23 protein-coding genes and 1 pseudogene are annotated in these 26,952 nt (G+C 64.9%); 18 read left to right on the top strand and 6 right to left on the bottom strand.

From position 1 onward, the window contains the following. The first annotated feature begins 141 nt into the window (after positions 1–141). The gene (locus C2U47_RS11435; RefSeq protein ID WP_102948942.1) at positions 142–1,137 is read left to right on the top strand and encodes an aldo/keto reductase; all 996 of its coding nucleotides are present in this window, start codon (positions 142–144) and stop codon (positions 1,135–1,137) included. A 254-nt stretch (positions 1,138–1,391) separates the two neighbouring features. Beyond that, on the top strand, positions 1,392–2,207 hold the full coding sequence (gene bacA, locus C2U47_RS11430) for an undecaprenyl-diphosphate phosphatase (RefSeq protein WP_102948943.1): 816 nt from the start codon (positions 1,392–1,394) through the stop codon (positions 2,205–2,207). A 112-nt stretch (positions 2,208–2,319) separates the two neighbouring features. Here the strand turns inward: bacA and C2U47_RS11425 are convergent, their stop codons facing one another. The 3 genes from C2U47_RS11425 to C2U47_RS11415 form a co-directional block, all read right to left on the bottom strand. Then, positions 2,320–2,985 (bottom strand): ChrR family anti-sigma-E factor, encoded by a 666-nt coding sequence (locus tag C2U47_RS11425; protein WP_043153968.1) that lies wholly within the window; start codon positions 2,983–2,985, stop codon positions 2,320–2,322. Continuing rightward, positions 2,978–3,547 carry a sigma-70 family RNA polymerase sigma factor gene (locus tag C2U47_RS11420; RefSeq protein WP_162624086.1) on the bottom strand — a complete coding sequence of 190 codons (570 nt, stop codon included), beginning with the start codon at positions 3,545–3,547 and terminating at the stop codon, positions 2,978–2,980. Before C2U47_RS11420 ends, C2U47_RS11425 begins: the two co-directional genes overlap by 8 nt. Before the next feature lie 124 nt (positions 3,548–3,671). Further along, on the bottom strand, positions 3,672–4,238 hold the full coding sequence (locus C2U47_RS11415) for an LON peptidase substrate-binding domain-containing protein (protein WP_010676027.1): 567 nt from the start codon (positions 4,236–4,238) through the stop codon (positions 3,672–3,674). A gap of 314 nt (positions 4,239–4,552) precedes the next feature. Between C2U47_RS11415 and argS the strand changes: the two genes are divergently transcribed. From argS to hslU, 4 genes are all read left to right on the top strand, one after another. Beyond that, a complete protein-coding gene (gene argS, locus C2U47_RS11410) occupies positions 4,553–6,298 on the top strand; it encodes an arginine--tRNA ligase (RefSeq protein WP_102948945.1) in 1,746 nt (581 codons plus the stop codon). Positions 6,299–6,301: 3 nt separating this feature from the next. Then, positions 6,302–7,150 carry an SPOR domain-containing protein gene (locus tag C2U47_RS11405; protein WP_102948946.1) on the top strand — a complete coding sequence of 283 codons (849 nt, stop codon included), beginning with the start codon at positions 6,302–6,304 and terminating at the stop codon, positions 7,148–7,150. Positions 7,151–7,336: 186 nt separating this feature from the next. Beyond that, positions 7,337–7,870: an ATP-dependent protease subunit HslV gene (hslV, locus tag C2U47_RS11400; protein ID WP_005306539.1), complete on the top strand. Its 534-nt coding sequence runs from the start codon at positions 7,337–7,339 to the stop codon at positions 7,868–7,870. Between the two features lie 95 nt (positions 7,871–7,965). Then, on the top strand, positions 7,966–9,294 hold the full coding sequence (gene hslU / locus C2U47_RS11395; protein ID WP_010676031.1) for an HslU--HslV peptidase ATPase subunit: 1,329 nt from the start codon (positions 7,966–7,968) through the stop codon (positions 9,292–9,294). 88 nt (positions 9,295–9,382) lie between these two features. On the opposite strand, the gene C2U47_RS11390 is transcribed toward hslU, so the two are convergent. Next, positions 9,383–10,807 carry an MFS transporter gene (locus C2U47_RS11390; protein WP_103261661.1) on the bottom strand — a complete coding sequence of 475 codons (1,425 nt, stop codon included), beginning with the start codon at positions 10,805–10,807 and terminating at the stop codon, positions 9,383–9,385. A gap of 168 nt (positions 10,808–10,975) precedes the next feature. On the opposite strand from C2U47_RS11390, the gene C2U47_RS11385 reads away from it, so the two are divergent. The 12 genes and pseudogenes from C2U47_RS11385 (at position 10,976) to rraA (ending at position 25,563) form a co-directional block, all read left to right on the top strand. Further along, entirely contained in the window at positions 10,976–11,896 is a 921-nt protein-coding gene (locus tag C2U47_RS11385) for a LysR family transcriptional regulator (protein ID WP_042016461.1), read from the top strand. A 272-nt stretch (positions 11,897–12,168) separates the two neighbouring features. Further along, complete coding sequence (locus C2U47_RS11380) at positions 12,169–12,810, top strand: TetR/AcrR family transcriptional regulator (protein ID WP_102948948.1); 642 nt, start codon at positions 12,169–12,171, stop codon at positions 12,808–12,810. Beyond that, positions 12,807–13,775, top strand: a complete 969-nt coding sequence (gene hlyD / locus C2U47_RS11375; RefSeq protein ID WP_102948949.1) for a secretion protein HlyD — start codon at positions 12,807–12,809, stop codon at positions 13,773–13,775. The genes C2U47_RS11380 and hlyD overlap by 4 nt, the downstream gene beginning before the upstream one ends. After that, the gene (locus C2U47_RS11370) at positions 13,772–15,541 is read left to right on the top strand and encodes an ATP-binding cassette domain-containing protein (protein ID WP_102948950.1); all 1,770 of its coding nucleotides are present in this window, start codon (positions 13,772–13,774) and stop codon (positions 15,539–15,541) included. The genes hlyD and C2U47_RS11370 overlap by 4 nt, the downstream gene beginning before the upstream one ends. Continuing rightward, on the top strand, positions 15,538–16,647 hold the full coding sequence (locus tag C2U47_RS11365; RefSeq protein WP_102948951.1) for an ABC transporter permease: 1,110 nt from the start codon (positions 15,538–15,540) through the stop codon (positions 16,645–16,647). The genes C2U47_RS11370 and C2U47_RS11365 overlap by 4 nt, the downstream gene beginning before the upstream one ends. A 3-nt stretch (positions 16,648–16,650) precedes the next feature. Then, entirely contained in the window at positions 16,651–17,739 is a 1,089-nt protein-coding gene (locus C2U47_RS11360; protein WP_102948952.1) for an ABC transporter permease, read from the top strand. 296 nt (positions 17,740–18,035) lie between these two features. Further along, positions 18,036–20,582 (top strand): nitrite reductase large subunit NirB, encoded by a 2,547-nt coding sequence (gene nirB / locus C2U47_RS11355; RefSeq protein WP_042864761.1) that lies wholly within the window; start codon positions 18,036–18,038, stop codon positions 20,580–20,582. Positions 20,583–20,682: 100 nt separating this feature from the next. Continuing rightward, positions 20,683–21,000, top strand: a complete 318-nt coding sequence (gene nirD, locus C2U47_RS11350) for a nitrite reductase small subunit NirD (RefSeq protein WP_029314869.1) — start codon at positions 20,683–20,685, stop codon at positions 20,998–21,000. 136 nt (positions 21,001–21,136) lie between these two features. Then, positions 21,137–21,949, top strand: coding sequence for a nitrite transporter NirC (gene nirC, locus C2U47_RS11345; RefSeq protein ID WP_049636064.1), 813 nt, complete (start codon positions 21,137–21,139; stop codon positions 21,947–21,949). A 12-nt stretch (positions 21,950–21,961) separates the two neighbouring features. Beyond that, positions 21,962–23,368, top strand: a complete 1,407-nt coding sequence (cysG, locus tag C2U47_RS11340; RefSeq protein WP_049636065.1) for a siroheme synthase CysG — start codon at positions 21,962–21,964, stop codon at positions 23,366–23,368. 132 nt (positions 23,369–23,500) lie between these two features. Further along, positions 23,501–24,923 (top strand): annotated as a pseudogene (gene mgtE, locus C2U47_RS11335) (magnesium transporter). A gap of 154 nt (positions 24,924–25,077) precedes the next feature. Next, positions 25,078–25,563, top strand: coding sequence for a ribonuclease E activity regulator RraA (gene rraA, locus C2U47_RS11330; RefSeq protein ID WP_010676045.1), 486 nt, complete (start codon positions 25,078–25,080; stop codon positions 25,561–25,563). Positions 25,564–25,835: 272 nt separating this feature from the next. On the opposite strand, the gene C2U47_RS11325 is transcribed toward rraA, so the two are convergent. Together C2U47_RS11325 and C2U47_RS11320 are read right to left on the bottom strand one after the other, a co-directional pair. Continuing rightward, a complete protein-coding gene (locus tag C2U47_RS11325; RefSeq protein ID WP_103261660.1) occupies positions 25,836–26,510 on the bottom strand; it encodes a 7-cyano-7-deazaguanine/7-aminomethyl-7-deazaguanine transporter in 675 nt (224 codons plus the stop codon). A gap of 144 nt (positions 26,511–26,654) precedes the next feature. Next, a complete protein-coding gene (locus C2U47_RS11320) occupies positions 26,655–26,942 on the bottom strand; it encodes a DUF3630 family protein (RefSeq protein WP_041211964.1) in 288 nt (95 codons plus the stop codon). Positions 26,943–26,952 lie beyond the last annotated feature (10 nt).

Raw genomic sequence — 26,952 nt, 5'->3', positions numbered from 1 at the left:
CTCGGGCAGACGAAGGGGCCCGGGCACGCCACCACGTCATGGCGGCCCCGGCCCCGATGGCACCGCCGAATCAGCCGGGGTGAGGCCCGCCGCAGGGCCCGTCGCTCCTCATTGCACACCAGCCCAAGGAACCGCACCGTGATGGATGACAACTACCTCGCCGCCCCCGACCGCTACCAGCGCCAGCGCTATCGACCGGCGGGCCGCCACGGCCTGCGCCTGCCCGGCATCGGTCTGGGCCTTTGGCACAACTTCGGCGCCGGGAGCGATCCCGCCACCGCGAAGGCCATGGTGCATCAAGCGTTCGATCTGGGGATCACCCACTTCGATCTCGCCAACAACTACGGGCCACCGCCGGGATCTGCCGAACTGACCTTCGGCACGCTGCTCAAGAGGAGCCTGGCTCCCTATCGGGACGAGCTCATCATCGCCAGCAAGGCGGGCTACGTGATGTGGGACGGCCCCTACGGCGATGGCGGCAGCGCCAAGTACCTCTTCGCCAGCCTGCACCAGAGCCTGCGCCGTCTGGGCCTCGACTACGTGGACATCTTCTATCACCACAGGCCGGATCCCCGCACCCCGCTCGAGGAGACCTGCCAGGCCCTGGCCCTGATGGTGCGCCAGGGCAAGGCGCTCTACATCGGTCTCTCCAACTACCCGGCCCCGCTCGCGGCCAAGGCTGCCGCCCGGCTGGCGGAGCTCGGCACCCCCTGCCTGGTCAACCAGCTCAAATACTCCCTGTTCCAGCGCGATGTTGAGCCCGACACCCTGCCGGCCTGCCGGGAGCACGGCATGGGGGTGGTCGCCTTCTCGCCCCTGGCGGGGGGGCTGCTGAGCGATCGCTACCTGGCGGGCATTCCCGCGGATTCTCGTGCCGCCAGTGCCAGCCCCTTCCTCACGGCGGACCAGATCACCGAGGAGAAGCTCGCCACCGTCCGCGCCCTGCATGCACTGGCCCTGCAACGGGGTCAGTCCCTGTCGCAACTCGCACTGCAATGGGTGCTGCGCGACCCCGTGGTGAGCTGCGCCCTGATCGGCGCCAGCCATCCCCAACAGATAACGAGCGCCGTCGACGCCCTGGGGCAGCCCCCCCTGGACGATGATCTTCAACAGAAAATCCTGTCCATACTGGCCTGACAGCACAAAGAGATCATAAAACAGAGGTCAACAGGCGTGACTGACCTGTCAGAACGTGACGGGGCAGTCATGGCTTCTGACAGCATGCGGCAAGCCGCGCCCTGCATGGTCCGCCAGCGCCCTTTCCCGGCCGGAACAGGGCGCTGAAATCCCAAATATTCACTGGTTGCCCGCGCGATTTTCCGCCATCATTGGCCGCCCCGACCCGTTCGGGGTTGATTTTATCCAGACCCCATAACCAAGAGATCTGCACCATGACCGAATCCTACGCCCTGTTCGTCGCCTTTGTGCTGGGCATAGTGGAAGGCCTGACCGAGTTCCTCCCCGTCTCCTCCACCGGCCACATGATCATCGTCGGCCACCTCCTCGGGTTTGAAGGACCCAAGGCCGCCACCTTCGAGGTGGTAATCCAGCTCGGCTCCATCCTGGCAGTGGTCGTCATGTTCTGGCGCCGCCTGTTCGGACTCATCGGCATTCACTTCGGTCAGAAACCGACCCCGGGCCACGCGACCCTCTCCCTGGTGCACGTCATCCTCGGCATGCTGCCTGCCGTGGCCGTCGGGCTGGCTATCCACAGCTGGATCAAGGCCAATCTGTTCGGGCCGGAAACCGTGATGTATGCCCTGGTGGCCGGTGGCATCCTGCTCATCATCGCCGAAAAGTTCCGCCCCGCCGTGACCGCGGAGACCCTGGACGACATCAGCTACAAGCAGGCCTTCGGCATCGGCCTGTTCCAGTGCCTAGCACTCTGGCCCGGTTTCTCCCGCTCCGGCGCCACCATCAGCGGCGGCATGCTGATGGGCATCAGCCGCCACGCGGCAGCGGAATTCTCCTTCATCATGGCGGTACCCATGATGATCGCGGCCAGCGGCCTGGATCTCTACAAGAGCCGCGACTTCCTCTCCATGGCGGACTTCCCCATGTTTGCGGTGGGCTTCGTCACCGCCTTCGTGGTGGCCATGGTCGCCATCAAGACCTTCCTGGCGCTGATCCGTCGTCTCGACTTCATCCCGTTCGCCATCTACCGCTTCCTGCTGGCCTTCGTCGTCTACCTGGTCTTCGTGGCCTGATGGGCTTTGCCCCCAAGCAACACAAAAGGGACCCGAGGGTCCCTTTTTTCATGCCATGATACCGCCTCAGTCGCGCGGCAGCCCGCTATCGCCGAGCAGCCGTGATCCCAACTCAATAGAGGTGCTGGCTGATGCCGTTGAGCAGCCGTGACAGCCCCTTGGTGAACTGCACGGGGGCATCTTGCACCGTGTAGCAGAGGCAGCCGTCCGGGGTTCGGGGGCTGTGGGCGTGGCTGGCGTCGCGCCAGATGAAATCCCCCGCCTGATAGCGGGTGTCGCCATCCTCGATGGTGCCCGCCAGCAGCAGGGTCAGCTCATATCCCTTGTGGGTGTGCTCGGGGATCCGACCCCCCGCCTCGATGTGGAGCAGGTTGGCCCGCGCCCCCATCTCGTCCAGGGGCAGGCTGACCTGGCGGATGGCCCCGAGATGACGCCACCTGGGGGCATGATGCCGTGCCAATGCCCGCGGCAGCCGGTAACTGTGACCCGCCACCCTGAGCTCTGGCCTCGGGCTCTCGGGAAGGGCGAGCGCCGCCTCCGTCGCCACCGGCTGTTGCAGTATGCCCGCCAGCATGGCATCGAATCCGGCGGGCAGCGCCTCGTCCGGCGCGTCAGGGGCGAGATGCTGGCACGCCAGCGCCTCTTCAAATTGCTTCACCCGGGCGGCGCACTCGGGGCAGAACTCGCAATGGGCGGAGACACCGACGGCCAGCGGCAGAGGCAGCTCGTCGGCAGCGAAGGCGCGCAGCATGGGTTCAGTCGGATGGGTCTTAATCATGGCCTTGCTCCACTTGTTCCTTCAGTTTCTGTAGTGCCAGCCGCAGCCGGGACTTGATGGTGCCAAGGGGCACGCCGAGCCGGTCGGCCAGCTCCTGCTGGGAGAGCTCCTGCAGGTAGATGCCGCGCACCACCTGCTGCTGCGGCTCCGGCAGCGTGGCGACATAGTGGGCCATCTGGCGGGTCAGCACCGCGTCTTCACCGCCGCTCAGGTGCTCCTCTTCGGCCCGGAATTCCAGCAGCGGCCAGATCTCCTCGGCGCAGAGCTCCTCCTTGCTGACGCGGCGGCGGCGCAGCATGTCAAAGCTCTGGTTGCGCATCACTGTGTAGATCCAGGTGGTGGCGGCGCCCTTGTCGGGGTGATAGAGCCGTGCCTTCTGCCAGACCAGCAGCATGGTCTCCTGCACCAGTTCCATGGCGTTGGCCTCGCTGCCGAGGTGGCGCAGCCCGTAGCTGCGGATGCGCGGCGCGAAGTGGTGGAAAAGAGTGGCGAAGGCAGCCTTGTCGGCACGCTCGGCCACCCGGACCAGCAAAGATGTGAGGTCGCCGTCTGGGTTGTCCATGGGGGGCGATGTCCTGCGTGGAGCCGATTGTGGTTGGCCAGTATATGCCATTGCGCCATCCCTCGCGTGTGGTGTTCACCCCCAATACGGTGGGCGAGGAAAAAGGATCACCGGGAAGGGGAATTCAATGGCTCGCGACCAGCAGACCGCTCAGCAGGGAGAGAGTGGGCTGGTTGTCCTTGGCCGCCACCAGCCACTGTTTTTGCTCCACCGGGATGGGCAGCACCTCCAGCCAGCGCTGGGCGACCCAGCTCGCATCCTCCCAGTCCGGCTCCGGATAGAGGGCCGCATACTCCGGATAGTCGTTGAACACGTCCTGCAACGCCTTGGCCAGGGAGTGCTGATCCGCCTGGAGCCTGCCGCTCTGCCAGGGGGGCAGGGGCTCCACCTCGCCGACCCGCAGACCGTCCTCTTCCTGCCAGAGATCCGTGATACGCACCCGCTCCACCCCGAGCACCGTGATGCCGAGCAAACCATCGGGCAGCAGATCGAAATCGATGATGCGCACCCGGGTGGCGATGGGGTACATGTTGCGCAGCGCGTCGGGCTGGCGGGGGTCCAGCATGCAGAGCGCGAACTCCCGCTCCCGGGACTCGGCGATCATGCGCTGGTATCTGGGCTCGAAGATGCGCAGCGGCATGATGCCGCCCGGCAGCAGGTGAGCGGAGAGTGGAAACAGTACCAGTGTCATGGGAATCATCCTCCAACGGCGTCCTCAAAGGATACGACCGCCACGGGAAGCGGGATCATTCAGATCGAATCGGTATAAATAACCCTGTCATAATCAGGGGAAAATAGCCTGGACAAGCCGTTTCGTTATGCAGTAGAAATGGATAACCACCACTTATCCAAATCAATATCCTGCAATGTGGTGGAAAACGCAGTGAAATATCCGCCACACCTACGGGTGCGGGCCGTTCCTATAGTTTTCTCGGCCCGATGCGGGTAAAATTCACGCCCTTATCCAGTCAGTCACTTTTCGACGCGCAACCTCGGTGGTCAGTTATGAAAGAGCATATTCATCATCTACTTGAACAAACGGTAGCCAATCTCAAGTCCGCAGGCGTCCTGCCCGCCGACCTGGAAGCCCGGGTGCAAGTAGACCGATGCAAGGAGAAGGCTCACGGCGACCTGGCCACCAACCTGGCCATGCTGCTGGCCAAACCGGCCCGCAAGAATCCCCGCGAGCTGGCCGCTGCCATCATCGAGCACCTGCCCGCCTCCGATCTGATCGCCAAGGTCGAGATCGCCGGCCCCGGCTTCATCAACTTCTTCTTCGACCCGAGCTGGCTGGCCGGTCAGGTGGAAGCCATGGTGACCTCCGACAACGCCAACGTGAAGCTGCCGGCGCCGCAGACCGTGGTGGTGGACTACTCCGCCCCCAACGTGGCCAAGGAGATGGCGGTGCACCACATCCGCTCCACCGTGCTCGGTGACGTGGCCGCCCGCGCCCTCGAATTCCTGGGCCACAAGGTGGTGCGTGCCAACCACATCGGCGACTGGGGCACCCAGTTCGGCATGCTGATCGCCTATCTGGAGAAGATGGCCAACGAGCACGCCTCCGACATGGAGCTCAAGGACCTGGAAGCCTTCTACACCCAGGCCAAGCGTCACTATGACGAAGACGAAGCCTTCGCCGAGCGCGCCCGCAACTACGTGGTGAAACTGCAAGGTGGCGATGAGTACTGCCGCACCATGTGGAAGAAGCTGGTCGACATGACCATGGAGCAGAACCAGCGCAACTACGACCGTCTGAACATCTCCCTGTCCAACAAGGACATCATGGGCGAGTCCATGTACAACGACATGCTGCCGCAGATCGTTGCCGACCTGAAAGCCAAGGGGCTGGCAGTCGAGAGCGAAGGGGCCACCGTGGTCTTCCTGGACGAGTTCAAGAACAAGGATGGCGAGCCCATGGGCGTCATCATCCAGAAGAGCGACGGCGGTTTCCTCTACACCACCACCGACATCGCCTGCGCCAAATACCGTTACGAGAACCTGGGCGCCGACCGGGTCATGTACTTCATCGACTCCCGTCAGCACCAGCACCTGATGCAGGCCTGGACCATCACCCGCAAGGCGGGCTATGTGCCGGAGTCCGTGCCCCTCGAGCACCACGCCTTCGGCATGATGCTGGGCAAGGACGGCCGTCCCTACAAGACCCGCTCCGGCGGCACCGTCAAGCTGGTTGACCTGCTGAACGAAGCGGAAGAGCGCGCCAGCGCCCTGCTGGAGAGCCGCAACAGCGACCTCTCTGCCGAAGAGAAGGCCCAGGTGGTGCACGCCATCGCCATGGGCGCGGTCAAGTATGCGGATCTCTCCAAGAACCGCACCACCGACTACATCTTCGACTGGGATCTGATGCTGTCGTTTGAAGGCAACACCGCCCCCTACCTGCAATACGCCTACACCCGTATCCAGTCCATCTTCCGCAAGGCCGGCGTCGATGCCGATACCCTGAGCGGCAAGGTGGTCCTGAGCGAAGACGCCGAAGAGACCCTGGCCCAGAAGCTGATCCAGTTCTCCGACGCGGTCAACGGCGTGGCGGACAAGGGGATGCCGCACCTGCTCTGTACCTATCTGTACGAGCTCTCCGGCAACTTCATGACCTTCTACGAAGCCTGCCCGATCAACAAGGATGGCGTCGACGAAGCCACCCGCAACAGCCGTCTGCTGCTGTGCGCCGCCACCGCCAAGGTGCTCAAGCTGGGCCTGGGCGTGCTGGGCATCCACACCCTGGAGCGCATGTAATAGATGGCGACCCGGGATTACGTCGGCAACAGCCCGAGACGACGGGCGGGTGGCCGTAACATCAAGAAAGCGGCCCCTCGCCGCTTTCCTGTTATCCCGGCACTGCTGGCCGGGGCCCTGGTCGTCGGTTTTGGCGCCTTCCTCTACCTCATCAACGGCAAGGGCGCCGATGCCCCCACCATCGAAGAGCAGGTGAAGGCCAACAAACCCAAGGCACAGGGCAATACCCTGCCCCAGGAGAAGTGGAGCTACATCGAGCGGCTGGAGAACAAGCAGGTGGACATCATAGAGCCGCCGCCCCAGCCTGGCGTGCTGCCGCCCCCGCCCGCCGAGACCATGACCCTGCAACCGGATAAGCTGCCCAAGCCGGTCGCGACCGACATTCCCCAGCCGGGGACCCCCATCGGTCAGGTGAAGCCCTATCAGCCGCAACCGGTGCAGCCGACCAAGCCGGCCACCGGCGCCCCGGTCGCCAGCGCCCGGGAGCAGGTGATCGACCAGAAGGCCGAGCGTGAGCGGATGGAACGGGAGATCCGCGCCGAACTGGAGCGGGAGCGTGCCGAGGCCGCCAGGGCCAAGGCGGCGACCCAGACTGCACAGACCGCAGCCGTCGACGGCGGTCGCTACATGATGCAGTGTGCCGCCCTGCGCTCCCAGGATTCCGCGGAATCCCTCAAGGCGCGCATCGCCTTCACCGCCGGGCTCTCCTCCAGCCTGCAGGTGGTCAACGGGGCCGGTGGCGCCGTCTACAAGGTGATGGTGGGCCCCTTCAACGGCAAGGCCGCGGCCGACGCGGCCAACCGCAAGCTGCAGGGCTCGGGCATCAGCGGCTGCATCCCCAAGAAGGGGTGATCGCCGCGTCCATGCACAGGGCCGGGTGGCAACACCCGGCCCTGTTTCTTTTGGCACCATCCCGCGCCCACCCGATCCCTCCCCCGCGATCCGTGCTCGGCACAGGCTTGAAAAGCCGTTTTGCCATCCCCATCTTTTCCTCCATGCACAGTCAGGCCGTCATTCGGCTCAAGCGAGGTAAGTAAAGTGACTACCATAGTTTCAGTTCGCCGCAACGGTCAGGTCGTCATCGGTGGCGATGGCCAGGTTTCTCTTGGCAACACCGTCATGAAGGGCAACGCCCGCAAGGTTCATCGCCTCTACAACGGCAAGGTACTGGCTGGTTTCGCCGGCGGCACCGCCGACGCCTTCACCCTGCTCGAGCGCTTCGAAGCCAAACTGCAGGCCCATCAGGGCAACCTGGAGCGCGCCGCCGTGGCGCTGGCCAAGGACTGGCGCACCGATCGCGCCCTGCGCCGCCTCGAAGCCCTGCTGGCCGTCGCCGACGAGCACAAATCCTTCATCATCACCGGCAACGGTGACGTGGTGCAGCCGGAGCACGATCTCATCGCCATCGGCAGCGGCGGCAACTTTGCCCAGTCCGCCGCCATCGCCCTGCTGGAGAACACCGAGCTCGACGCCAAGAGCATTGTCGAGAAGTCCCTCAAGATTGCGGGCGACATCTGCGTCTTCACCAACGGCAACCACACCATCGAAGTGCTGGATTATTCAGCTAAATAAGTCGGCGAAATAGGGCCGCCAAATAAGGCCGCCTTGCCAGACGCCCCATTTTCCAAGGGGTGGGCCCTGCCCGCCCCGGATACAGGAACGCCATCATGTCCGAGATGACCCCGAGAGAAATCGTCCACGAGCTGGACAGACACATCATTGGTCAGGCCGACGCCAAGCGCGCGGTCGCCGTCGCCCTGCGCAACCGCTGGCGCCGGATGCAGCTCTCCGAGGAGATGCGCCACGAGGTGACCCCGAAGAACATCCTGATGATCGGCCCGACCGGCGTCGGCAAGACCGAGATCGCCCGTCGCCTGGCCAAGCTGGCCAACGCCCCCTTCATCAAGGTGGAAGCGACCAAGTTCACCGAAGTGGGCTATGTGGGCAAGGAAGTGGACAGCATCATCCGCGATCTGACCGATGTCGCCATCAAGCTGGTGCGCGAGACCGAGATGGAGAAGATGAAATACCGCGCCGAGGAAGCCGCCGAAGAGCGCATCCTCGACGCCCTGCTGCCCAACCCGCGCAACAGCTGGGGTGAGGAAGAGAAAGCCGACAACTCCAACACCCGCCAGATCTTCCGCAAGAAACTGCGGGAAGGTCAGCTGGATGACAAGGAGATCGAGCTGGATCTGGCCGCCTCCCCCATGGGTGTCGAAATCATGACCCCGCCGGGCATGGAAGAGATGGCCAACCAGCTGCAGGGGCTGTTCCAGAACCTGGGCCAGAACCAGAAGAAGAAGCGCAAGATCAAGGTCAAGGAGGCCATGAAGGCGCTGATCGAAGAGGAAGCGGCCCGCCTGGTCAACCCGGAAGAGCTGAAGCAGAAGGCCATCGCCTCCGTCGAGAATAACGGCATCGTCTTCCTCGACGAGATCGACAAGATCTGCAAGCGCGGCGAGAGCTCGGGCCCGGACGTTTCCCGTGAAGGGGTTCAGCGCGACCTGCTGCCGCTGGTCGAGGGCTGCACCGTCAACACCAAGCACGGCATGGTCAAGACCGATCACATCCTGTTTGTCGCCTCCGGTGCCTTCCAGATCGCCAAGCCGTCCGACCTCATCCCCGAGCTGCAGGGCCGTCTGCCGATCCGGGTCGAGCTGACCGCCCTGACCACCGAAGACTTCGAGCGCATCCTGACCGAGCCGAACGCCTCCCTGACCGATCAGTACAAGGCGCTGATGGCCACCGAAGGGGTCAACATCGAGTTCACCCAGGATGGCATCCGCCGTCTGGCCGAAGCGGCCTGGCAGGTCAACGAGCGCACCGAGAACATCGGCGCCCGCCGTCTGCACACCGTGATGGAGCGCCTGATGGAAGACATCTCCTACGACGCCTCCGAGAAATCCGGCGAGACCTTCGTCATCAACACCGACTACGTCAACGCCCACCTCGGCAAGCTGATTGAAGACGAGGATCTGAGCCGCTTCATTCTGTAACAGGTTGATCGATAACGAGGAGCTGAGCGGTTTACTATCCTGCTCAATCCCATAGCAAGACGCCTCCCCTGTGGAGGCGTCTTCGTTTTCAGCGTTCTCCCGACTCGCAGCCGTCCCGGGCCGCGTCATCCTGCACGGCACGCTCCCCCCTTCCCGCCAGCCAGAGCGCACTCATCAGCAGCAAGGCCGTCAGGGCGAAAGTGGCCCGGGTGGCAAACGCCAGCTCGTCCGCCGTCGCGAGGGCGAGATCGGGCCGCCCTACCAGGGCGGCGAACAGGCCCCCCAGCCCCGCCGCCCCCGTCAGCTGGCCCAGGTTGCGCGACAGGGTCAGCAGCCCGGCCACGGCGCCACGGCTCGCCCCCTCCGCCTCCCCCACCACGGCGCTGTTGTTGGCGGTCTGGAACAGGGCATAACCGGCGGTGAGCAGCAGGATGGGCAGCAGGTAGCCGAGGGGCCCGAGCGCCCTGTCCAGCAAGGCCAGCAAGACGGCGGCCACCACCATGAGCCCCAGGCCGAGGCGCACCACAGGGGTCGCCCCCACCCTGTCCACCAGCCAGCCAGCGGGCATGCCGGACAGCGCCGCCAGCAGGGGGCCCATGGAGATCATCAGCCCCACCGTCCCCATGTCGAGGGCAAAGGCGCCGTGAAGGTAGAAAGGACCGATCAGCAGCGTCGCCACCATGACGCTGGCCACCAGCGCACTGGCGATGATCCCGCCTCTTCGCCTGGACGCCCCCAGCAGCGCCAGGGGCAGCAAGGGGCGACGGGCGCCCGAGTCGGCACGCACGAAGAGCACCATGGCGACGAGCGCCCCAATCCCCGGCCAGACCCCGAGCGGGCTGCCCCGGGTCAGTGCCAGCCCGTAGCAGAGCAGCGCCGTCACCAGCAGCAACAGACTGGTGAGCGGGAGGCCTCCCTCGGCAGAGCCCGCCTCATCCCGGGGCAGATCGCGCCAGGCACACCCCAGCGCCAGCAACGTCAGGGGGAGCAGCAGCAGGAAGGGAGCCTGCCAGCCAAATCCGCCGATCAACAGGCCGCCAAAGGAGGGGCCGAGCGCCGTCCCGCAGGCCGACAGGGTGCCGAGCAATCCCATGCTCCAGCCCCGTCGGGCTGGCGGCACCAGCTCTCCTGCCATGGCCAGCGAGAGCACCAGCATGCAGGCCGCACCCGCCCCTTGCAGGGTGCGAGCGGCAATGAGCCAGCCAATGGAAGGGGCCAGGGCGCACAGCAGGGAAGCCAGCGCAAAGACCCCGGTCCCCCAGAGCAGCAGGCGACGCCGCCCCAGACGATCCCCGAGCCTGCCCGCCACCACCGTCAGACTGGTGATCCCAAGCAGGTAGGCCACCAGCACCCATTGCAGGCTGGCGAAGGGCACGCCGAAGTCCCGCCCCAGGGCAGGCAGCACCAGGTTGGCCATGCTGCCCGCCAGCATGGGCAGCAGGGTGGCGAGCCCGAGCCCCGCGAGACCAAGACGGCGCGTCACGGGAGGGGAAACAAGAAGTGGTGTGGACATGGCAGTCTCTCCGGCAAGTGATGATGCACTCAGGCTAGCGGGGGAGATGACAAGGCGGAAGACGCACGGATTGCAGCTTATAGTTGCATCAGACGCCATATGAAGAGACGGCAACTCGGGTATCATGAAGGGGTCGGCCCGTCAGGCGCCGCCTGCGAGGAGACGACCATGACCCCGGATTTCAACCTGCTGATCACCCTGGATGCCCTGCTGGAAGAGGGCAGTGTGGCGGGCGCCGCCAGACGGCTAGGCCTGAGTGCTTCCGCCATGAGCCGGGCCCTGGCAAGGCTGCGGGAGACCACGGGGGATCCGCTGCTGGTGCGGGCGGGACGCGGCCTGATCCCCACCCCCCGGGCGCAGATCCTGCGGGATGAGGTCGCCCGCCTTGTTCAGGAGACCCGGGCCGTGCTGCGCCCCCAGCAGGAAGTAGACCCGGCGAGCCTGGAGCGCACCTTCCGCCTGCGATCCAGCGACGGCTTCGTGGAGGCGGTAGGCCCCGCCCTGCTGGCGCGCCTCGCCGTCGAGGCCCCCGGGGTGCGGCTGCACTTTCTGGCCAAACCCGACAAGGAGAGCGGCCCCCTGCGCCGTGGCGAGCTGGACTTCGAGACCGGGGTCATCGGCACCACCACGGCCCCCGAGCTGCGCACCCAGGCCCTGTTCCAGGACCACTTCGTCGCCGTGGTGCACCCGGACCACCCCCTCTGCGACGGCACCCTGACCGTGGCGCGCTATGCCGCCGCGCGCCACGTGCTGGTCTCCCGCCGGGGCCAGCCTCACAGCCCCATCGACGAAATTCTCGCAGGCCAGGGGAGGCGGCGCACCATCACCACCCTGGTTCCCGGGTTTGCAACGGCACTGGCCCTGGTCAGGGAGAGCAATCTGGTGGCGACGGTGCCGCACCTGCACTGCGCCAGCCTGCTCGGCGATCTGGTCACCCTGCCCCTGCCCTTCGCTCTGCCAGGGATCCGGGTCGCCCTGCTCTGGCACCCCAGTCAGGATGCCGATCCGGGCCACCGCTGGCTGCGCGCCCTGATACGGGACACCTGCGCCCGGCCCCCCTATCACACCGGGGCCACCGACACCCCCTGATCCGGGTCAGGCAGCGCCCGGCTCCATCACAGGCCCCTTGTGGCCCGGGCGCCCGCACCCGGGACCAGAAGCGCCTGTCACCACCCCGTCACACCGACATGCCTGTGGCTTGGGCACAAGCGGTGGATCCTTCCCCCTGCCGGACGGGGATCACGGCCCCTCAGAGCGGGGCGGATCACATTGCGGGCAAAAAGATCCTGCTGCCCGCTTCCGCATTTTTTATACGGTCGTATAATTGCGTACAAAATGCATACACCAGGAGCGCCAGCCAGATGCACCCCACCCGTCAGAAACTGCTCGATACCGGCCTCGCCATCGCCACCGAGAAAGGGCTGCGCGGCCTGACGGTGCGCGAGCTGGCGGCGGCGGCCGAGGTGAACCTCGGCTCCTTCGTCTACCACTTCGGCAACCGCGACGCCTTTATCGACGAGTTGGTGGAGCTCTGGTACGCCCCCCTCTATGACGAGCTCAAATCGGTGGCAGCCAAAGGCTCCTACTCCTCTGCCATCGCCATGTTCGAGGCGACCATGGAGGCGCTGATCGGGCTGGTGGCGCGCCAGCGCGGCTTTATCAACCACCTGTTTGGCGATGCGCTGGCAGGTGAAGGGGCGGCCCAGCGCTTTCTGCTCAGCCTGCCGCGCCGTCATCCCCTGCTGCTGATCGAGCAGGTACGGATGGCACAGGCGGAAGGGTCGCTGGTCGCGGGTCACCCGCTCCAGCTGATGATCTTCATCATGGGGTCGGTCGGCCTGCCGCTGGTCATCGCCGGCAGCGGTCGTCAGCTCGGCTGGCTGCCCGAAGAGGCCGCCCCCTTTCTCAGCCAGATAGACAACCCCGAGGCCGCCAGACAACGGCTGGTATGGGCCCTGCGCGGCCTGCGCCCCACCGACATGAAAGAAGGAGAAGCGGTATGAAGCAACGCATTGCAATCGTGGCCCTGCTGCTAACCGTTATCGGTGGCTACCTCTGGTGGCAGGGGCGCCCCGCCGACGGATCCATCCTCTACGGCAACGTCGATATTCGCGACGTCAATCTGGCCTTTCGGGTCGGCGGCCGCGTCGATCAGGTGCAGGTCGATGAGGGAGATAGCGTAAAAGCCGGTCAACTGCTGGCCCGCCTCGATCCGGCTCCCCTCACCCACAGCCGCGACAGCGCCTTGGCCAATCTGGCTGCGCTCACTGCCGCCAACGCCTTGATCCACAAAGGCTATCGCAGCGAAGAGACCGACCGGGCCCGGGCCGCACTGGCCGCCGCCGAAGCCGCCGCGCTGGAGGCCGACCAGCAGTGGCGCCGCCAGAGCGCATTGGCCGCCACCGGCGCCATCTCCCGCGGTCAGCTCGATACCGCCCGCTCCCAGCGGGATCAGACCCAGGCGCAGGTACGCTCGGCACGCGAGCAGCTCGCCCAGCTCGAAACCGGCTATCGCCCGGAAGAGATTGCCCAGTCCGATGCCCAGCTGGAAGGGGCCAAAGCGGCGCTCGCCAGTGCCGAGCTGGCGCTGGCGGATGCCAGCCTGACCGCCCCCAGCGACGGCATCATCATCAGCCGCGCCATCGAGAACGGCAGCATGGTGCAGAGCGGAGCGACCGCCTTCAACCTCTCCCTGACCGCGCCGGTCTGGGTGCGCGCCTATGTGGAGGAGCCCTGGCTCGGCCACTTCCCGAGCGGCGCCAAGGTGACCCTCACCACCGACTCGCGGCCGGACAAGCCCTATCACGGAGTAGTGGGATTTGTCTCGCCCACCGCCGAGTTCACTCCGAAATCGGTGGAAACGCCGGATCTTCGCACCCACCTCGTCTACCGGCTGCGCATCGTGGTGCAGGATCCCGACCCGGCCCTGCGACAGGGGATGCCGGTCACCGTCAGGCTGGCCCCATGAGCTGCGCCATCTCCCTTGAGGGGCTCACCAAACGCTTTGGCGAGCGGGTCGCCCTCAACGCCATCTCGGCCGCCATTCCGGCTGGCGGCATCACCGGACTGGTCGGCCCCGACGGCGCGGGCAAGAGCACTTTGCTGCGCCTGCTGGCCGGTCTGCTGATCCCCGAAGCGGGCACCATCCGGGTGCTGGGGCTGGATCCGGTGAGCGAGGGAGACCTGCTGCGCCAGCACCTCGGCTACATGCCCCAGCAGTTCGGCCTCTACGAGGATCTCAGCGTGCTGGAGAACCTCACCCTCTACGCTGACTTGCGCGGCGTACTGGAGCCCGAACGCACGCCCACCTTCGCGCGGCTGCTCGCCTTCACCGATCTCGCCCGCTTCACCGCAAGGCCGGCAGGCAAGCTCTCTGGCGGGATGAAACAGAAGCTCGGGCTGGCCTGCGCCCTGCTCGGCACCCCGGATGTGCTGCTGCTCGACGAGCCGGGGGTCGGGGTCGATCCCATCTCTCGCCGCGCCCTCTGGCAGATGGTGCGCGAGCTGGCAAAAGGGGGGATGACGGTGCTCTGGAGTACCGCCTATCTCGATGAGGCGGAGCTGTGCGACCACGTGCTGCTGATGGCAGATGGCGAGGTGCGCACCAGCGGCACGCCAGCCGATCTGATGGGGGCCATGGCCAGCCGCTGCTGGCTGCTGGAGGCGGGGCAGCTGGATGGCCGCGAGCGACGCGCCCTGCTGCGCCGGGCACTGGCTCACCCGTCGGTGATGGATGGTGCGGTGGCGGGGGAGCGGGTTCGCCTGCTGCTGCACCCGGGCATGATGCCCCCACCGCTGGCGGAGCTGCAACTGACCAACGGCGCCTTTCAACCGGCCCAGCCCCGGCTGGAGGATGCCTTTATCGACCTGCTGGGGGGCAGCCCCGGCGGGGAGTCGAGTCTGGCAGCCGGGATGCGGGAAGCCGAACTGCCGCAGGGGGTCTCCCCCGAGGCGGTGATCGAGGCGCGCCACCTCACCAAGCGCTTCGGCGATTTTGCCGCCACCGATGATGTCAGCTTTGCGGTGCGCCGCGGCGAGATCTTCGGCCTGCTCGGCCCCAACGGGGCGGGCAAGTCCACCACCTTCAAGATGGAGTGCGGCCTGCTGCGCCCGAGCGAGGGACAGGCGCTGGTAACCGGTATCGATCTGGCTCACAGCCCCTCGGCAGCGCGCCAGCGCCTCGGCTACATGGCGCAGAAGTTCTCCCTCTACAAGCAGCTTACCGTGGCCCAGAACCTCTCCTTCTTCGCCGGTATCTACGGCCTGTTCGGCCGCCACCAGCAGACGCGGATCGACGCCATGGTGACTGCCTTTGCCCTCGCCCCCTGGCTCGATCAGAAGGCGGAATCCCTGCCCCTCGGCCTGCGCCAGCGCTTGTCGCTGGCCTGCGCCCTGCTGCACGAGCCGCCGCTGCTGTTCCTCGACGAGCCCACCTCCGGGGTCGATCCGGTGACCCGGCGCGAGTTCTGGTCGCACATCAACGCGCTGGCCGACCACGGCGTCACCGTGCTGGTCACCACCCACTTTATGGATGAGGCGGAGTATTGCGACCGCATTGCCCTCATCTATCGCGGCAAGCTGCTGGCGCTCGGCACCCCGGACGATCTCAAGGGGCTGGCCGCCAAAGAGGCGGCGACCTCTTTGCCAACCGGCTCCTTGCCGACCTGTTCTTTGCCAACAATGGAAGAGGCCTTTATCACCCTGGTCGAGCGGGCCAGCGAGGAGGACGCATGAGCATCAACCGTCGGCGACTGCTGGCCCTCTGCCGCAAGGAGACGCTGCAAATCGTCCGTGACCCGAGCAGCATCCTCATCGCCTTCATCATGCCGGTGGTACTGCTGGTGGTGATGGGTTACGCCATCAATCTGGATGTGGACCACCTGCGCCTCGGCATCTGGCGGGCCGACAGCGGTGCCCCGGCGGTGCGGCTGGAACAGGCCCTGCGCGGCTCTACCGCGCTGGAGATCCACAGCGGGCCGAGCAAGGAGTCCCTGCTCGCCAGTCTGGCCCGTGGCGAGATCCGCGGCCTGCTGGTGATCGATGACGGCTTCTCCCGCGCCATGGCCGGTCAGGGCAATGGTACGCCGCAGGCACTGCTGCTGACCGATGGCTCCGAGCCCAACACCGCCAACTTCGTCACCAACTATGTGCAGGGGATCTGGCAGGGGTGGCTCGCTGGCGAGGGGGTCGCCATGCCGGTGTCGATAGAGAGCCGCGCCTGGTTCAACCCGGCACTGGTGAGCCGCAACTTTCTGGTGCCGGGCTCCATTGCGGTGGTAATGACCATCATAGGGGCCCTGCTCACCTCGCTGGTGGTGGCGCGGGAGTGGGAGCGCGGCACCATGGAGGCGCTGCTCGCCACCCCGGTCACCAAGGGGGAGCTGCTGCTCTCCAAGCTGTTGCCCTACTATGGCCTCGGCATCATCGCCATGCTGCTCTGCCTGCTCTTCTCGGTGGCGGTGATGGGCGTGCCGTGGCGCGGCTCCCTGCTGCTGCTCTTTCTGGTCACCAGCGTCTTTCTCGGCAGCGCCCTCGGGCTCGGGCTGTTCCTCTCCACCGTGATGCGCAGCCAGTTCAACGCCGCGCAGGCAGCGCTGATCGCCGCGTTTCTGCCCGCGGTGATGCTGTCGGGCTTCGTGTTCGAAATCGCCAGCATGCCGCCGCTGCTGCGGGCCATCACTCACCTCATTCCGGCCCGCTACTTCGCCAGCTCCCTGCAGACCCTCTATCAGGCGGGTAGCGTCTTCTCGATCCTGCTGGTCAACGGTTTCTGTCTGCTGCTGCTGGCCGGTTTCTGGCTGGCCCTGACCGCCCGCAAGACGCGGCGCACTCTGGAGTAACCCATGCTGATCCGACTCTGGTGGCTGATCCGAAAAGAGCTGCAGGCCCTGATGGGCAATACCCAGGGGCGCTTTCTGCTCATCATGCCGGTGCTGCTGCAAACCGCCCTCTTCCCGTTCGCCGCCACTCTGGAGGTGACCGGCAACACGCTGGCCATCTACAACCAGGATGGCGGGGCCCAGAGCCGCGAGCTGCTGGAGCGCCTCACCCATATGCCCGCCTTTACCACCATCATCCCGGTGCAGGGCGAGGCGGGCATGACCGAGGCCATCACCGGGCAGCAGGCACTGCTCGGGCTGATTATTCCGGGGGATTTCTCGCGTCGGCTGGCGCGGGGCGAACCGGCCAGGGTGCAGCTGATTATCGATGGCCGCCGCTCCAACGGCGGTCAGGTGGCGGCTGGCTACATCAGTCAGGTGATCGCCCGCTGGCAAAGTGAGGGCAAGGGGCAACCCGAGCTGGCAGTCCGCAACCTCTACAACCCCAACGTCGAATTCCACTGGCATATCCTGCCGGCGCTGGTGGCCATCATCACCACCACCGGCTGCCTGATTGTCACCGCCCTCTCGGTCGCGCGGGAGCGGGAAGAAGGCACCTTCGATCAGCTGCTGGTCTCTCCCCTCACCGCAGGCTGGATCATGGCGGGCAAGGCGGTGCCCGGCATCATGGTGGCGGTGGGGCAAGGGTGCATAGTCGCGCTGGCCGCCCGTTTTGTCTTTCACCTCCCCTTTGCCGGCAGCCTCAGCCTGCTGATGGCGGGCATGGTCTGCTACGGGCTGGCACTGGCCGGGATCGGGCTCTTCATCTCGTCGTTCTGCTCGACCCAGCAGCAGGCCTTTCTCGGGGTCTTCTCCTTCACCGTCCCGGCGGTGATCCTCTCGGGCTACATCTCGCCGGTGGAGAACATGCCCCAGGTGTTCCAGTGGCTGGCGGCCATCGACCCCCTCACCCACTTCATCGTGCTGCTCAAGGGGGTCTTCCTCAAGGGGTTCGACTGGTCGGCCGCCTGGCCCCTGCTCTGGCCGCTGCTCGCCATCGCCGGCGTCACCCTGTCGCTGGCGCTCGCCATGTTCCGCCGCCATATCGCCTGACGCGCCACCTTGTTCAGCTGATGCCGGTCTCGCCCAGTGCGAGACCGGCCTTTTTCCGACATAAGTTTTCACTCCCCGGCAGTTGGTAAACCGAGCTTTCCCTCCACCATCCCTCACCCCGAGCCAGCCCAGAAATCATTAACTGGTATACCTATTTTTGTATAGTGTTGAATTTTCTCGAATTACCCCTGAGGAGATATATAAATAGACACTTGATTTGCATCAATCGCCCACCCCTGCCGACTGGGTAGCCTAGCCCCAGAATGATGTTTTATTACTCCAAACTTGAGGCAACTATGAGCAAAGTCAGACTGGTCGTTGTGGGCAACGGCATGGTGGGGCACCGCTTCATTGAAGAGCTGATCGAGCGGGCCGATCCGGGCCGCTACGAGATCACCGTCTTCGGTGCAGAACCCCGTCCCGCCTACGATCGCGTCCATCTCTCCTCCTACTTCTCCCATCACACCAGCGAAGATCTCTCCCTCGTCAAACCCGGCTTCTACGACAAGCACGGCATCCGCCTGCTGCTCGGCGAAGCGGTGAAAAAAATCGACAGGGCCAACCGCGAAGTGCACTCCAACAAGGGCACTGTGGTCGGGTACGACAAGCTGGTGCTGGCCACCGGCTCCTACCCCTGGGTGCCGCCCATTGCGGGCAGCCAGCACCACGAGTGCTTCGTCTATCGCACCATCGAGGATCTGAAAGCCATCCGCAGCGCCGCCAAGAGCGGCAAGAGCGGGGTGGTGATCGGGGGCGGCCTGCTTGGCCTCGAAGCCGCCGGCGCCCTCAAGGCGCTGGGTCTCGAAACCCACGTGGTGGAATTTGCCCCTGTGCTGATGGCCGAGCAGCTCGACGGTCAGGGCGGCCAGCTGCTGCGCCGCAAGATTGAATCCATGGGCGTGCAGGTACACACCAGCAAGAGCACCAGCGAGATCCTGATGCATGGCGGTGAGCAGGCGAAACACCGCCTCGCCTTTGCCGATGGCAGCCAGCTGGAAGTGGACGTGGTGGTCTTCTCCACCGGCATTCGCCCGCAAGATACCCTCGGCCGTTACGGTGATCTCGCCATCGCCGAGCGCGGCGGCATCGTCATCGACGATCACTGCCTCACCTCAGACCCCGACATCTATGCCATCGGCGAGTGCGCCGCCTGGCAGGGCCGCTTCTTCGGGCTGGTGGCACCGGGCTACAAGATGGCCCAGATCACCGTCGACCACCTGCTCGGCGGCGACAGCCGTTTTGAGGGGGCAGACATGAGCGCCAAGCTCAAGCTGCTCGGCGTCTCCGTCGGCTCCATCGGCGATGCTCACGGCCGCACCCCGGGCAGCCACAGCTATGTGTTCCAGGACGATCAGGCCGGCGTCTACAAGAAGATCGTGGTGAGCGAGGACAACAGCCGATTGCTCGGCGCCGTGCTGGTGGGTGACGTGGAAGATTACGGCAACCTGCTGCAGATGATGCTCAATGCCCTGCCGCTGCCGAGCCACCCGGACACCCTGATCCTGCCTGCCTACGCAGGTGCCAAGCCGACGCTGGGGGTGGATGCCCTGCCGGAGAGCGCCCAGATCTGCTCCTGCTTCGACGTCTCCAAGGGCGACATCGCCAAGGCGGTGGCCGAAGGTCACACCACGCTGGCCGCCATCAAGCAGCACACCAAGGCCGGTACCGGCTGCGGCGGCTGCGTGCCGCTCATCAGTCAGGTGCTCAACGCCGAACTGGTGAAGCAGGGCATCGAGGTCAACAACCACCTCTGCGCCCACTTCCCCCACTCCCGTCAAGAGCTGTTCCATCTGGTCAAGGTGGAGGGGATCAAGAGCTTCGACGAGCTGCTGGCCAAGCACGGTCAGGGCTATGGCTGCGAGGTGTGCAAACCGACCGTCGGCTCCATCCTCGCCTCCTGCTGGAACGAGCATGTGCTGAGCCCGCGCAACATCCCGTTGCAGGACACCAACGACATCTTCCTCGGCAACATGCAAAAAGACGGCAGCTACTCCGTCATCCCGCGCATGGCCGGCGGCGAAGTGACCCCGGAAGGGCTGCTGGCAGTGGCCGAAGTGGCCCGCGACTACAAGCTCTACACCAAGATCACCGGCGCCCAGCGCATCGGTCTGTTCGGAGCCCAGAAGGATGATCTGCCCGCCATCTGGCGCAAGCTGCTGGCGGCCGGATTCGAGACCGGTCAGGCCTACGCCAAGGCGCTGCGCATGGCCAAGACCTGCGTCGGCAGCACCTGGTGCCGCTTCGGCGTACAGGACAGCGTCGGCCTCGGGGTCTTCCTCGAGAACCGCTACAAGGGCATTCGCACCCCCCACAAGATGAAGTTCGGCGTCTCCGGCTGCACCCGCGAGTGTGCGGAGGCCCAGGGCAAGGATGTCGGCATCATCGCCACCGACGCGGGCTGGAACCTCTATGTGGGTGGCAACGGCGGCATGAAGCCGCGCCACGCCGACCTGCTGGCGTCTGACCTCGACCGAGAGACCCTCATCAAGCTGATCGACCGTTTCATGATGTTCTACGTCACCAGCGCCGACAAACTGCAGCGCACCTCGGTCTGGCTCGGCAACCTGGAAGGGGGCGTCGACTACCTGCGCGAGGTGATCGTCGATGACAAGCTGGGACTGGCCGAGACGCTGGAACGCGATATCCAGACCCTCATCGACAGCTACGAGTGCGAATGGTCGCGCACCCTCAACGAAGAGGAAGCGCTCAAGCGTTTCAGCCACTTCATCAACAGCGACAAGCGCGATCCGGACGTTCAGTTCGTCAGCGAACGCGACCAGCATCGACCGGCGACCCCGGCCGAGCGCATCCCCGTCTACCAGATCGAGGTGGAAACCAAATGATGAAATTTGCCTGCCAACTCAACAACATCCTGTCGGGCTGCATGGACGTTTGCGCCCAGCTCGATAGCCAGTCCATCCAACTTGAGGTGGAGATTAAGCGATGAAACTTGCCTGCCAACTCAACGACATCCTGCCGGGCACCGGCGTCTGCGCTCTGATCGAGGGTCGTCAGATCGCTCTGTTCCGCCCGAGCGCGGCGGCCGAGGTGTTCGCCATCGACAACCGGGATCCCTTCTTCGCCGCCAACGTGCTGTCGCGGGGCCTGATTTGCGAACACGACGGCGAGCTCTGGGTGGCCAGCCCGCTCAAGAAGCAGCGCTTTCGCCTGAGCGACGGCCACTGTTTCGACAACCCTGAGATGTCGGTGCAGAGCTACCCCGTTGAAGTGCGCGACCAGCAGGTCTGGGTCGCCGTCTAACACCAGACCCCACCCCGGCCCTCCCCTTCACAGGGGAGGGAGCAAAAAGCCCCTCCCCCTTGACAAGGGGGAGGCAGGGAGGGGGTTAAAAAACAGTCAGGGCTGCCCGCGGGCGGCCCTCTTGAAGGAAACAAAGATGTATACCGAAACCATCAACAAGTGCGCCGCCAACGCGGCCCGCATCAACCGCTTCGAGCGCAGCGACAAGCTCGGCTTCTGGCTCAGCTCCGCCATGGCGGGGGCCTATGTGGGCCTTGGCATCATCCTCATCTTCACCCTCGGCAATCTGGTGGATCCCGCCATCCGGCCGCTGGTGATGGGGGCCACCTTCGGCATCGCCCTGACCTTAGTTGTCATCGCCGGCTCCGAGCTGTTTACCGGCCACACCATGTTCCTCACCTTCGGGGTGAAGACCGGCAAAATCACCATGGCCGACCTGCTGCGTATCCTGCCGCAGACCTGGGCGGGCAACCTGATTGGCTCCATCCTGGTGGCGCTGATCTACTCCTACGGCGGCAGCCTGCTGCCGGACGCGGGCAGTCTGGCCCACAAGGTGGCGCTGGCCAAGACCCAGGCACCGGCGCTGACCCTGTTTATGAAGGGGATCCTCTGCAACTGGCTGGTCTGCCTCGCCATCTGGATGGCGCTGCGCACCGAGGGTGCCGCCAAGTTCATCGCCATCTGGTGGTGCCTGCTCGCCTTCATCGCCTCCGGCTACGAGCACTCGGTCGCCAACATGACCCTGTTCGCCCTCTCCTGGTTTGGCGCCCACTCGGAGGCCTACACCCTGAGCGGCATCGGCCACAACCTGCTGTGGGTGACCCTGGGCAACACCGTCTCCGGTGCCCTCTTCATGGGCCTCGGCTACTGGTATGCCACCCCCAAGGCTGAGCGCCCGGTCGCGGTGAGCGACGCCACCACCACTGCCAGCCAGACCCAAACCGCCTGATCAGGAGGCCCCATGGACTACTTGCCCATCTTTTGCCGACTCGACAACAAACCCGTGCTGCTGGTCGGCGGCGGCGAGGTAGCACAGCGCAAGGCGCGCCTGCTGCTGGATGCCGGTGCCCACCTCACCGTGGTCGCGCCCGAGCTCGACCCCGAGCTGACGGAGCTGGCTGCCAACGGCAGCATCGAGTGGCTCGCCGGTGAATTTGCATCGGAACAACTGGCGGGCAAGTGGCTGGTGGTAGCCGCCACCGATCGGCGCGAGGTGAATGCCCTGGTCTACCAGAGCGCCAATATGGCGCGGATCTTTGCCAACGTGGTGGATGACCCGAAACGCTCCAGCTTCATCATGCCGTCGATCATCGATCGCTCGCCCCTGATGGTGGCCATCTCCTCCGGTGGCAAGGCGCCGGTGCTGGCCCGCTTGCTGCGGGAAAAACTCGAGGCCCTGCTGCCGCAACATCTGGGGGCCGTGGCGACCTTCGCCGGCAGCTTGCGGGATCGGGTCAAGGCCCGCTTCGCCTCCATGGGCGAGCGGCGTCGCTTCTGGGAGCGGCTGCTCGGAGCCGACCGGCTCGGTCAGGCGCTGGCCCGCGGTGATAGTGCCTCTGCCAATCAGCTGGCCGACAGCCTGTTTGCCGACGAGAGCCAGAGCGCTGGCGAAGTGGTGCTGGTGGGAGCCGGCCCCGGCGATCCGGGCCTGCTCACCCTGCACGCCCTGCGCCAGATGCAGCAGGCGGACGTGGTGGTCTATGACCGACTGGTCTCCGACGAGGTGATGGCGCTGGTGCGCCGCGATGCCAAGCGCATCTTCGTCGGCAAGCAGGCGGGAAACCACTGCGTGCCGCAGGAGGGGATCAACCAGCTCTTGCTGGAGGAGGCAAAGAAGGGGCAACGGATAGTGCGGCTGAAGGGGGGCGACCCCTTCATCTTCGGCCGTGGCGGCGAGGAGCTGGAGACGCTGGTCGGCACTGGCATCGGTTTTCAGGTGGTACCCGGCATCACCGCGGCCAGCGGCTGCGCGGCCTACGCCGGTATTCCGCTGACCCACCGCGATCACGCCCAGAGCGTCCGTTTCGTCACCGCCCACGGCAAGGGGGGCGCCCGGGATCTCGACTGGCCGCTGCTGGCCAAGGACAAACAGACGCTGGTGTTCTATATGGGACTCTCCTCCTGCGCCACCATCCGCGAACAGTTGCTGACCCACGGCAAGGGGGGCGACACCCCGGTGGCGCTGATTGAGCGTGGCACCCAGCCAAGCCAGCGGGTCATTCGCGGTACCCTCGATCAGTTGCCCGCGCTGGCGGTGGGCGTCGAGAGCCCGGCCCTCATCATGGTGGGATCTGTTGTGACCCTGGCGGACCAGCTTGCCTGGTTCGGGCAAGGAGGCGCCGCCGACGCGGCCCTGGCCTCGGCCTGATCGCTGCATCTATTCCAACGCCACCCTCGGGTGGCGTTTCTTTTTCTGCATTTACTGTCATAACCTCTTGTTTTGAGTCTGGTATCCTATGGGGACTGTCCGCCGGATCACCGAATTCAGGAATTCTGCTTCATGTCCCTCCCCCCAAGAACAGCGCCAAACAGCGTGAACACGACAGAGCCCGCATCCTCACGCTGCTGCTGGCCGATGACGCCCTCACCGAGAGCCTGCTCGACCCGCAAGGGGAGCAGGACGCAGAGCTGCGGGACCAGACCAGCGAGCTGACCCGGCTGGTCAACAGCCTGCCCGCCGCCGATATCGCCGATGCGCTGGAGTCCCTGCCGCCGGACGAGCGCCACGTGCTGTGGCAGCAAGTGGATGCAGACAAGCACGGCCAGATCCTGGTGGAAGCGTCGGAGACGGTGTGGGACAGCCTCATCAGCGGCATGAGCGACAAAGAACTCCTGCACGCCCTGAGCACCCTCGACATCGACGACCAGATCTACCTGGGCCAGCACCTGCCCCGCAACCTGATGGGGCGGCTGCTCACCTCCATGGCGCCGGTGGACAGGGACAAGGTGCGGGAGGTGATCCGCTACGGCAAGCACACGGTCGGCGCCATGATGGACTTCGAGCTCATCACGGTGCGGCCCGACGTGACCCTGGCCACCGTCCAGCGCTATCTGCGCCTGCGCGGCCAGATCCCCGAGAACACCGACAAGCTGTTTGTCACCGATCGGCGCAACCGGCTGCAGGGGGAGCTACCCCTCACCGCCGTGCTGCTGCACAAGCCCGAGACCCTGGTGAGCGACGCGATGGAGAAGGATCCGGTCACCTTCGATCCGGAAGACAACGACGAGGCCGCCGCCCGCACCTTCGAGCGGGACGACCTGGTCTCCGCCGCCGTGGTGGATGCCAGGGGCAAGCTGATGGGCCGGCTCACCGTCGCCGAGGTGGTGGATCTGGTCTATGAAGAGAGCGACACCGATCTGCGCCGGATGGGGGGATCAGCGAGGAAGAAGACGTGTTCGCCCCCGTCTCCAAGGCGGTCAAGACCCGCTGGGCCTGGCTCGCCATCAACCTCTGCACCGCCTTCGTGGCATCGCGGGTGATCGGCCTGTTCGAGCACACCATCTCCCAGCTGGTGGCACTGGCGGCCCTGATGCCCATCGTCGCCGGGATCGGCGGCAACACCGGCAACCAGACCATCACCATGATAGTGCGGGCGCTGGCGCTGCAGCACATCCAGACAGGCAACGTCTCCTTCCTGCTGTGGCGCGAGCTGGGGGTGGCCCTGATCAACGGCCTGGTGTGGGGCGGCATCATGGGCATCGCCACCTTCCTGCTCTATCAGGATGCGGCGCTGGGGGGCGTGATGACGCTCGCCATGATCCTCAACCTGCTGGTGGCGGCCCTGATGGGGGTCATCATCCCCATGACCATGAGCCGGCTGGGGCGCGACCCGGCGGTGGGGGCCAGCGTGATGATCACCGCCATCACCGACACCGGCGGCTTCTTCATCTTCCTGGGGCTGGCGACCCTGTTCCTGCTCTAGGGCCCGAGGCTGACCGTCTGCGGCTCCTGCCATGACGCGGGGCCGCTTTCGCGCAAAAACGGCATTTCCCGCCACTGGGCAAGGAATAGTCGTTGAAATGCCAACCCCACTCCTTATACTGGATCCACCTGTTTCCAGCGGTGGATCTGACACAATGGAATACAACACTTCAGAACTGTGCGACATCTATCAGGACATGGTGGATGTACTCGAACCCATGCTCTGCTCCTTCGGCGGCCGCGCCTCTTTCGGCGGCGTCATCACCACAGTCAAATGCTTCGAATCGAACGGTCTTATCCGTGAACTGGTCAAGGAGAACGGCGTTGGTCGCGTGCTGTTGATCGACGGTGGCGGCTCCATGCGTCGTGCCCTGATCGACAGCGAGATCGCCACCACGGCAGCGGAAAATGAGTGGGAAGGGATCGTCTGCTACGGTTGCGTCCGTGAGGTCGATATCCTGGAAGATCTCGACATCGGCATTCAGGCCCTGGCGGCCATTCCGGTGGGCGCCGACAGCAAGGATATCGGGGAAACCGATCTGCCGGTCAACTTCGGCGGCGTCACCTTCCTGCCGGATGACCACCTCTATGCCGATACCACAGGGGTGATCCTCTCCCCCGATGCCCTCGACATCGAGTAAATAACGCTGAGTGAAAATGGGAGCCCTGGCTCCCATTTTTTATGCCCGCTGATGGCGGAAAAGACGCAAAAAAAAGAGGGCCAGTAAACTACTGGCCCCTTAACTGGAAGCAATGTGAGCAATGTCGTGCCTTCACAAGAAGTCCATCACGTTGGAACAAATGAAGTCTTTCCCGGAAAACAAGGTAACAATAATCATTCTCATTTAACTGTGCAAGCCTTATTTGCGAAGATCGCAAAAAAATTGACCACCCATGGGGGTGGTCAATCTCATCAGGCTTGTCGCGTAGCAGCTTGCAGGTCAGCCAATCCGGCCTCCCCCACCAGCTTGCGGCTGAGATAGCGCAGCAGCACACCGTAAAGCGGCACAAACAACCCCAGACTTATCAGCAACTTGAATACGTAATCCACGGTCGCGATCTCGACCCAGTGCTCGGCCATGAAGGGATCCGTGCTGCGCCAGAAGGCGATGCTGAAGAAGGCGATGGTATCCACCAGATTGCCGAACAGGGTGGAGGCCGCCGGTGCCACCCACCAGGCTTTCAGCAGGCGCAGGCGGTTGAACACCACCACATCCATGAACTGGCCCACCAGATAGGCCATAAAGCTGGCTAACGCGATCCGGGCAACAAAGAGATTGAACTCTGCCAGATTGCCCACCCCCTGGAAGCTCCCTTCGAAGAAGAGCACCGAGAGCACGTAGGACACGGTCAATGCCGGCAGCATCACGGTCTGGATGATCTTGCGCGCCAGGCCGGCGCCGAAGATCCGCACCGTCAGATCGGTGGCCAGGAAAATGAACGGGAAGCTGAAGGCACCCCAGGTGGTGTGGAAGCCAAAGATGGTGATCGGCAGCTGCACCAGGTAGTTGCTGCTGGCAATGATCAGGATGTGGAACAACGAGAGACGCATCAGTGCCGTCTGGTACTGAGCCGGAGTCAGGTTCATATTGTGACCTTTTTGGTTAATGGGGTTAGGGAACCCATATCGCCACCATGGCGATAATCAAGGGGCGAGATTATACGCCCCAAAATTGATAGTTCAATCTTTATGCGGTTATCTCAAGGGATTGACTCGCATCGCACGCCAAGCTCACTCCCGGGACTGCCGAGCCAGCCAGAGCAGCGCCTCCGCGTCGTCCGGCTGCACCGCCGCCAGCCAGCAGCCGCTGTAATGCTCGTACTCGAGCCGAAAGCGGCTGCCTTCAAACTCCAGCAGCCAGCTGTGGCGATCCGCCCCCCACTCCCGCTCGAGGGCCGCCAGCTCCCACTCCTGCAACAGGGCCTCGGCCAAGGTCGGGAAGCTGTCCCAGTCAAGGCCCGGGCAGGTCAGCATCACCACCCCGGCTTCCCTGTCTGTCTGCGTGATACGCCAGTTCATCTGTGGTTCC

This window comes from Aeromonas sp. ASNIH7, assembly GCF_002903485.1.
GTDB classification, from domain to species: domain Bacteria; phylum Pseudomonadota; class Gammaproteobacteria; order Enterobacterales; family Aeromonadaceae; genus Aeromonas; species Aeromonas caviae.
This window is presented reverse-complemented; position numbering and strand designations above follow the sequence as displayed.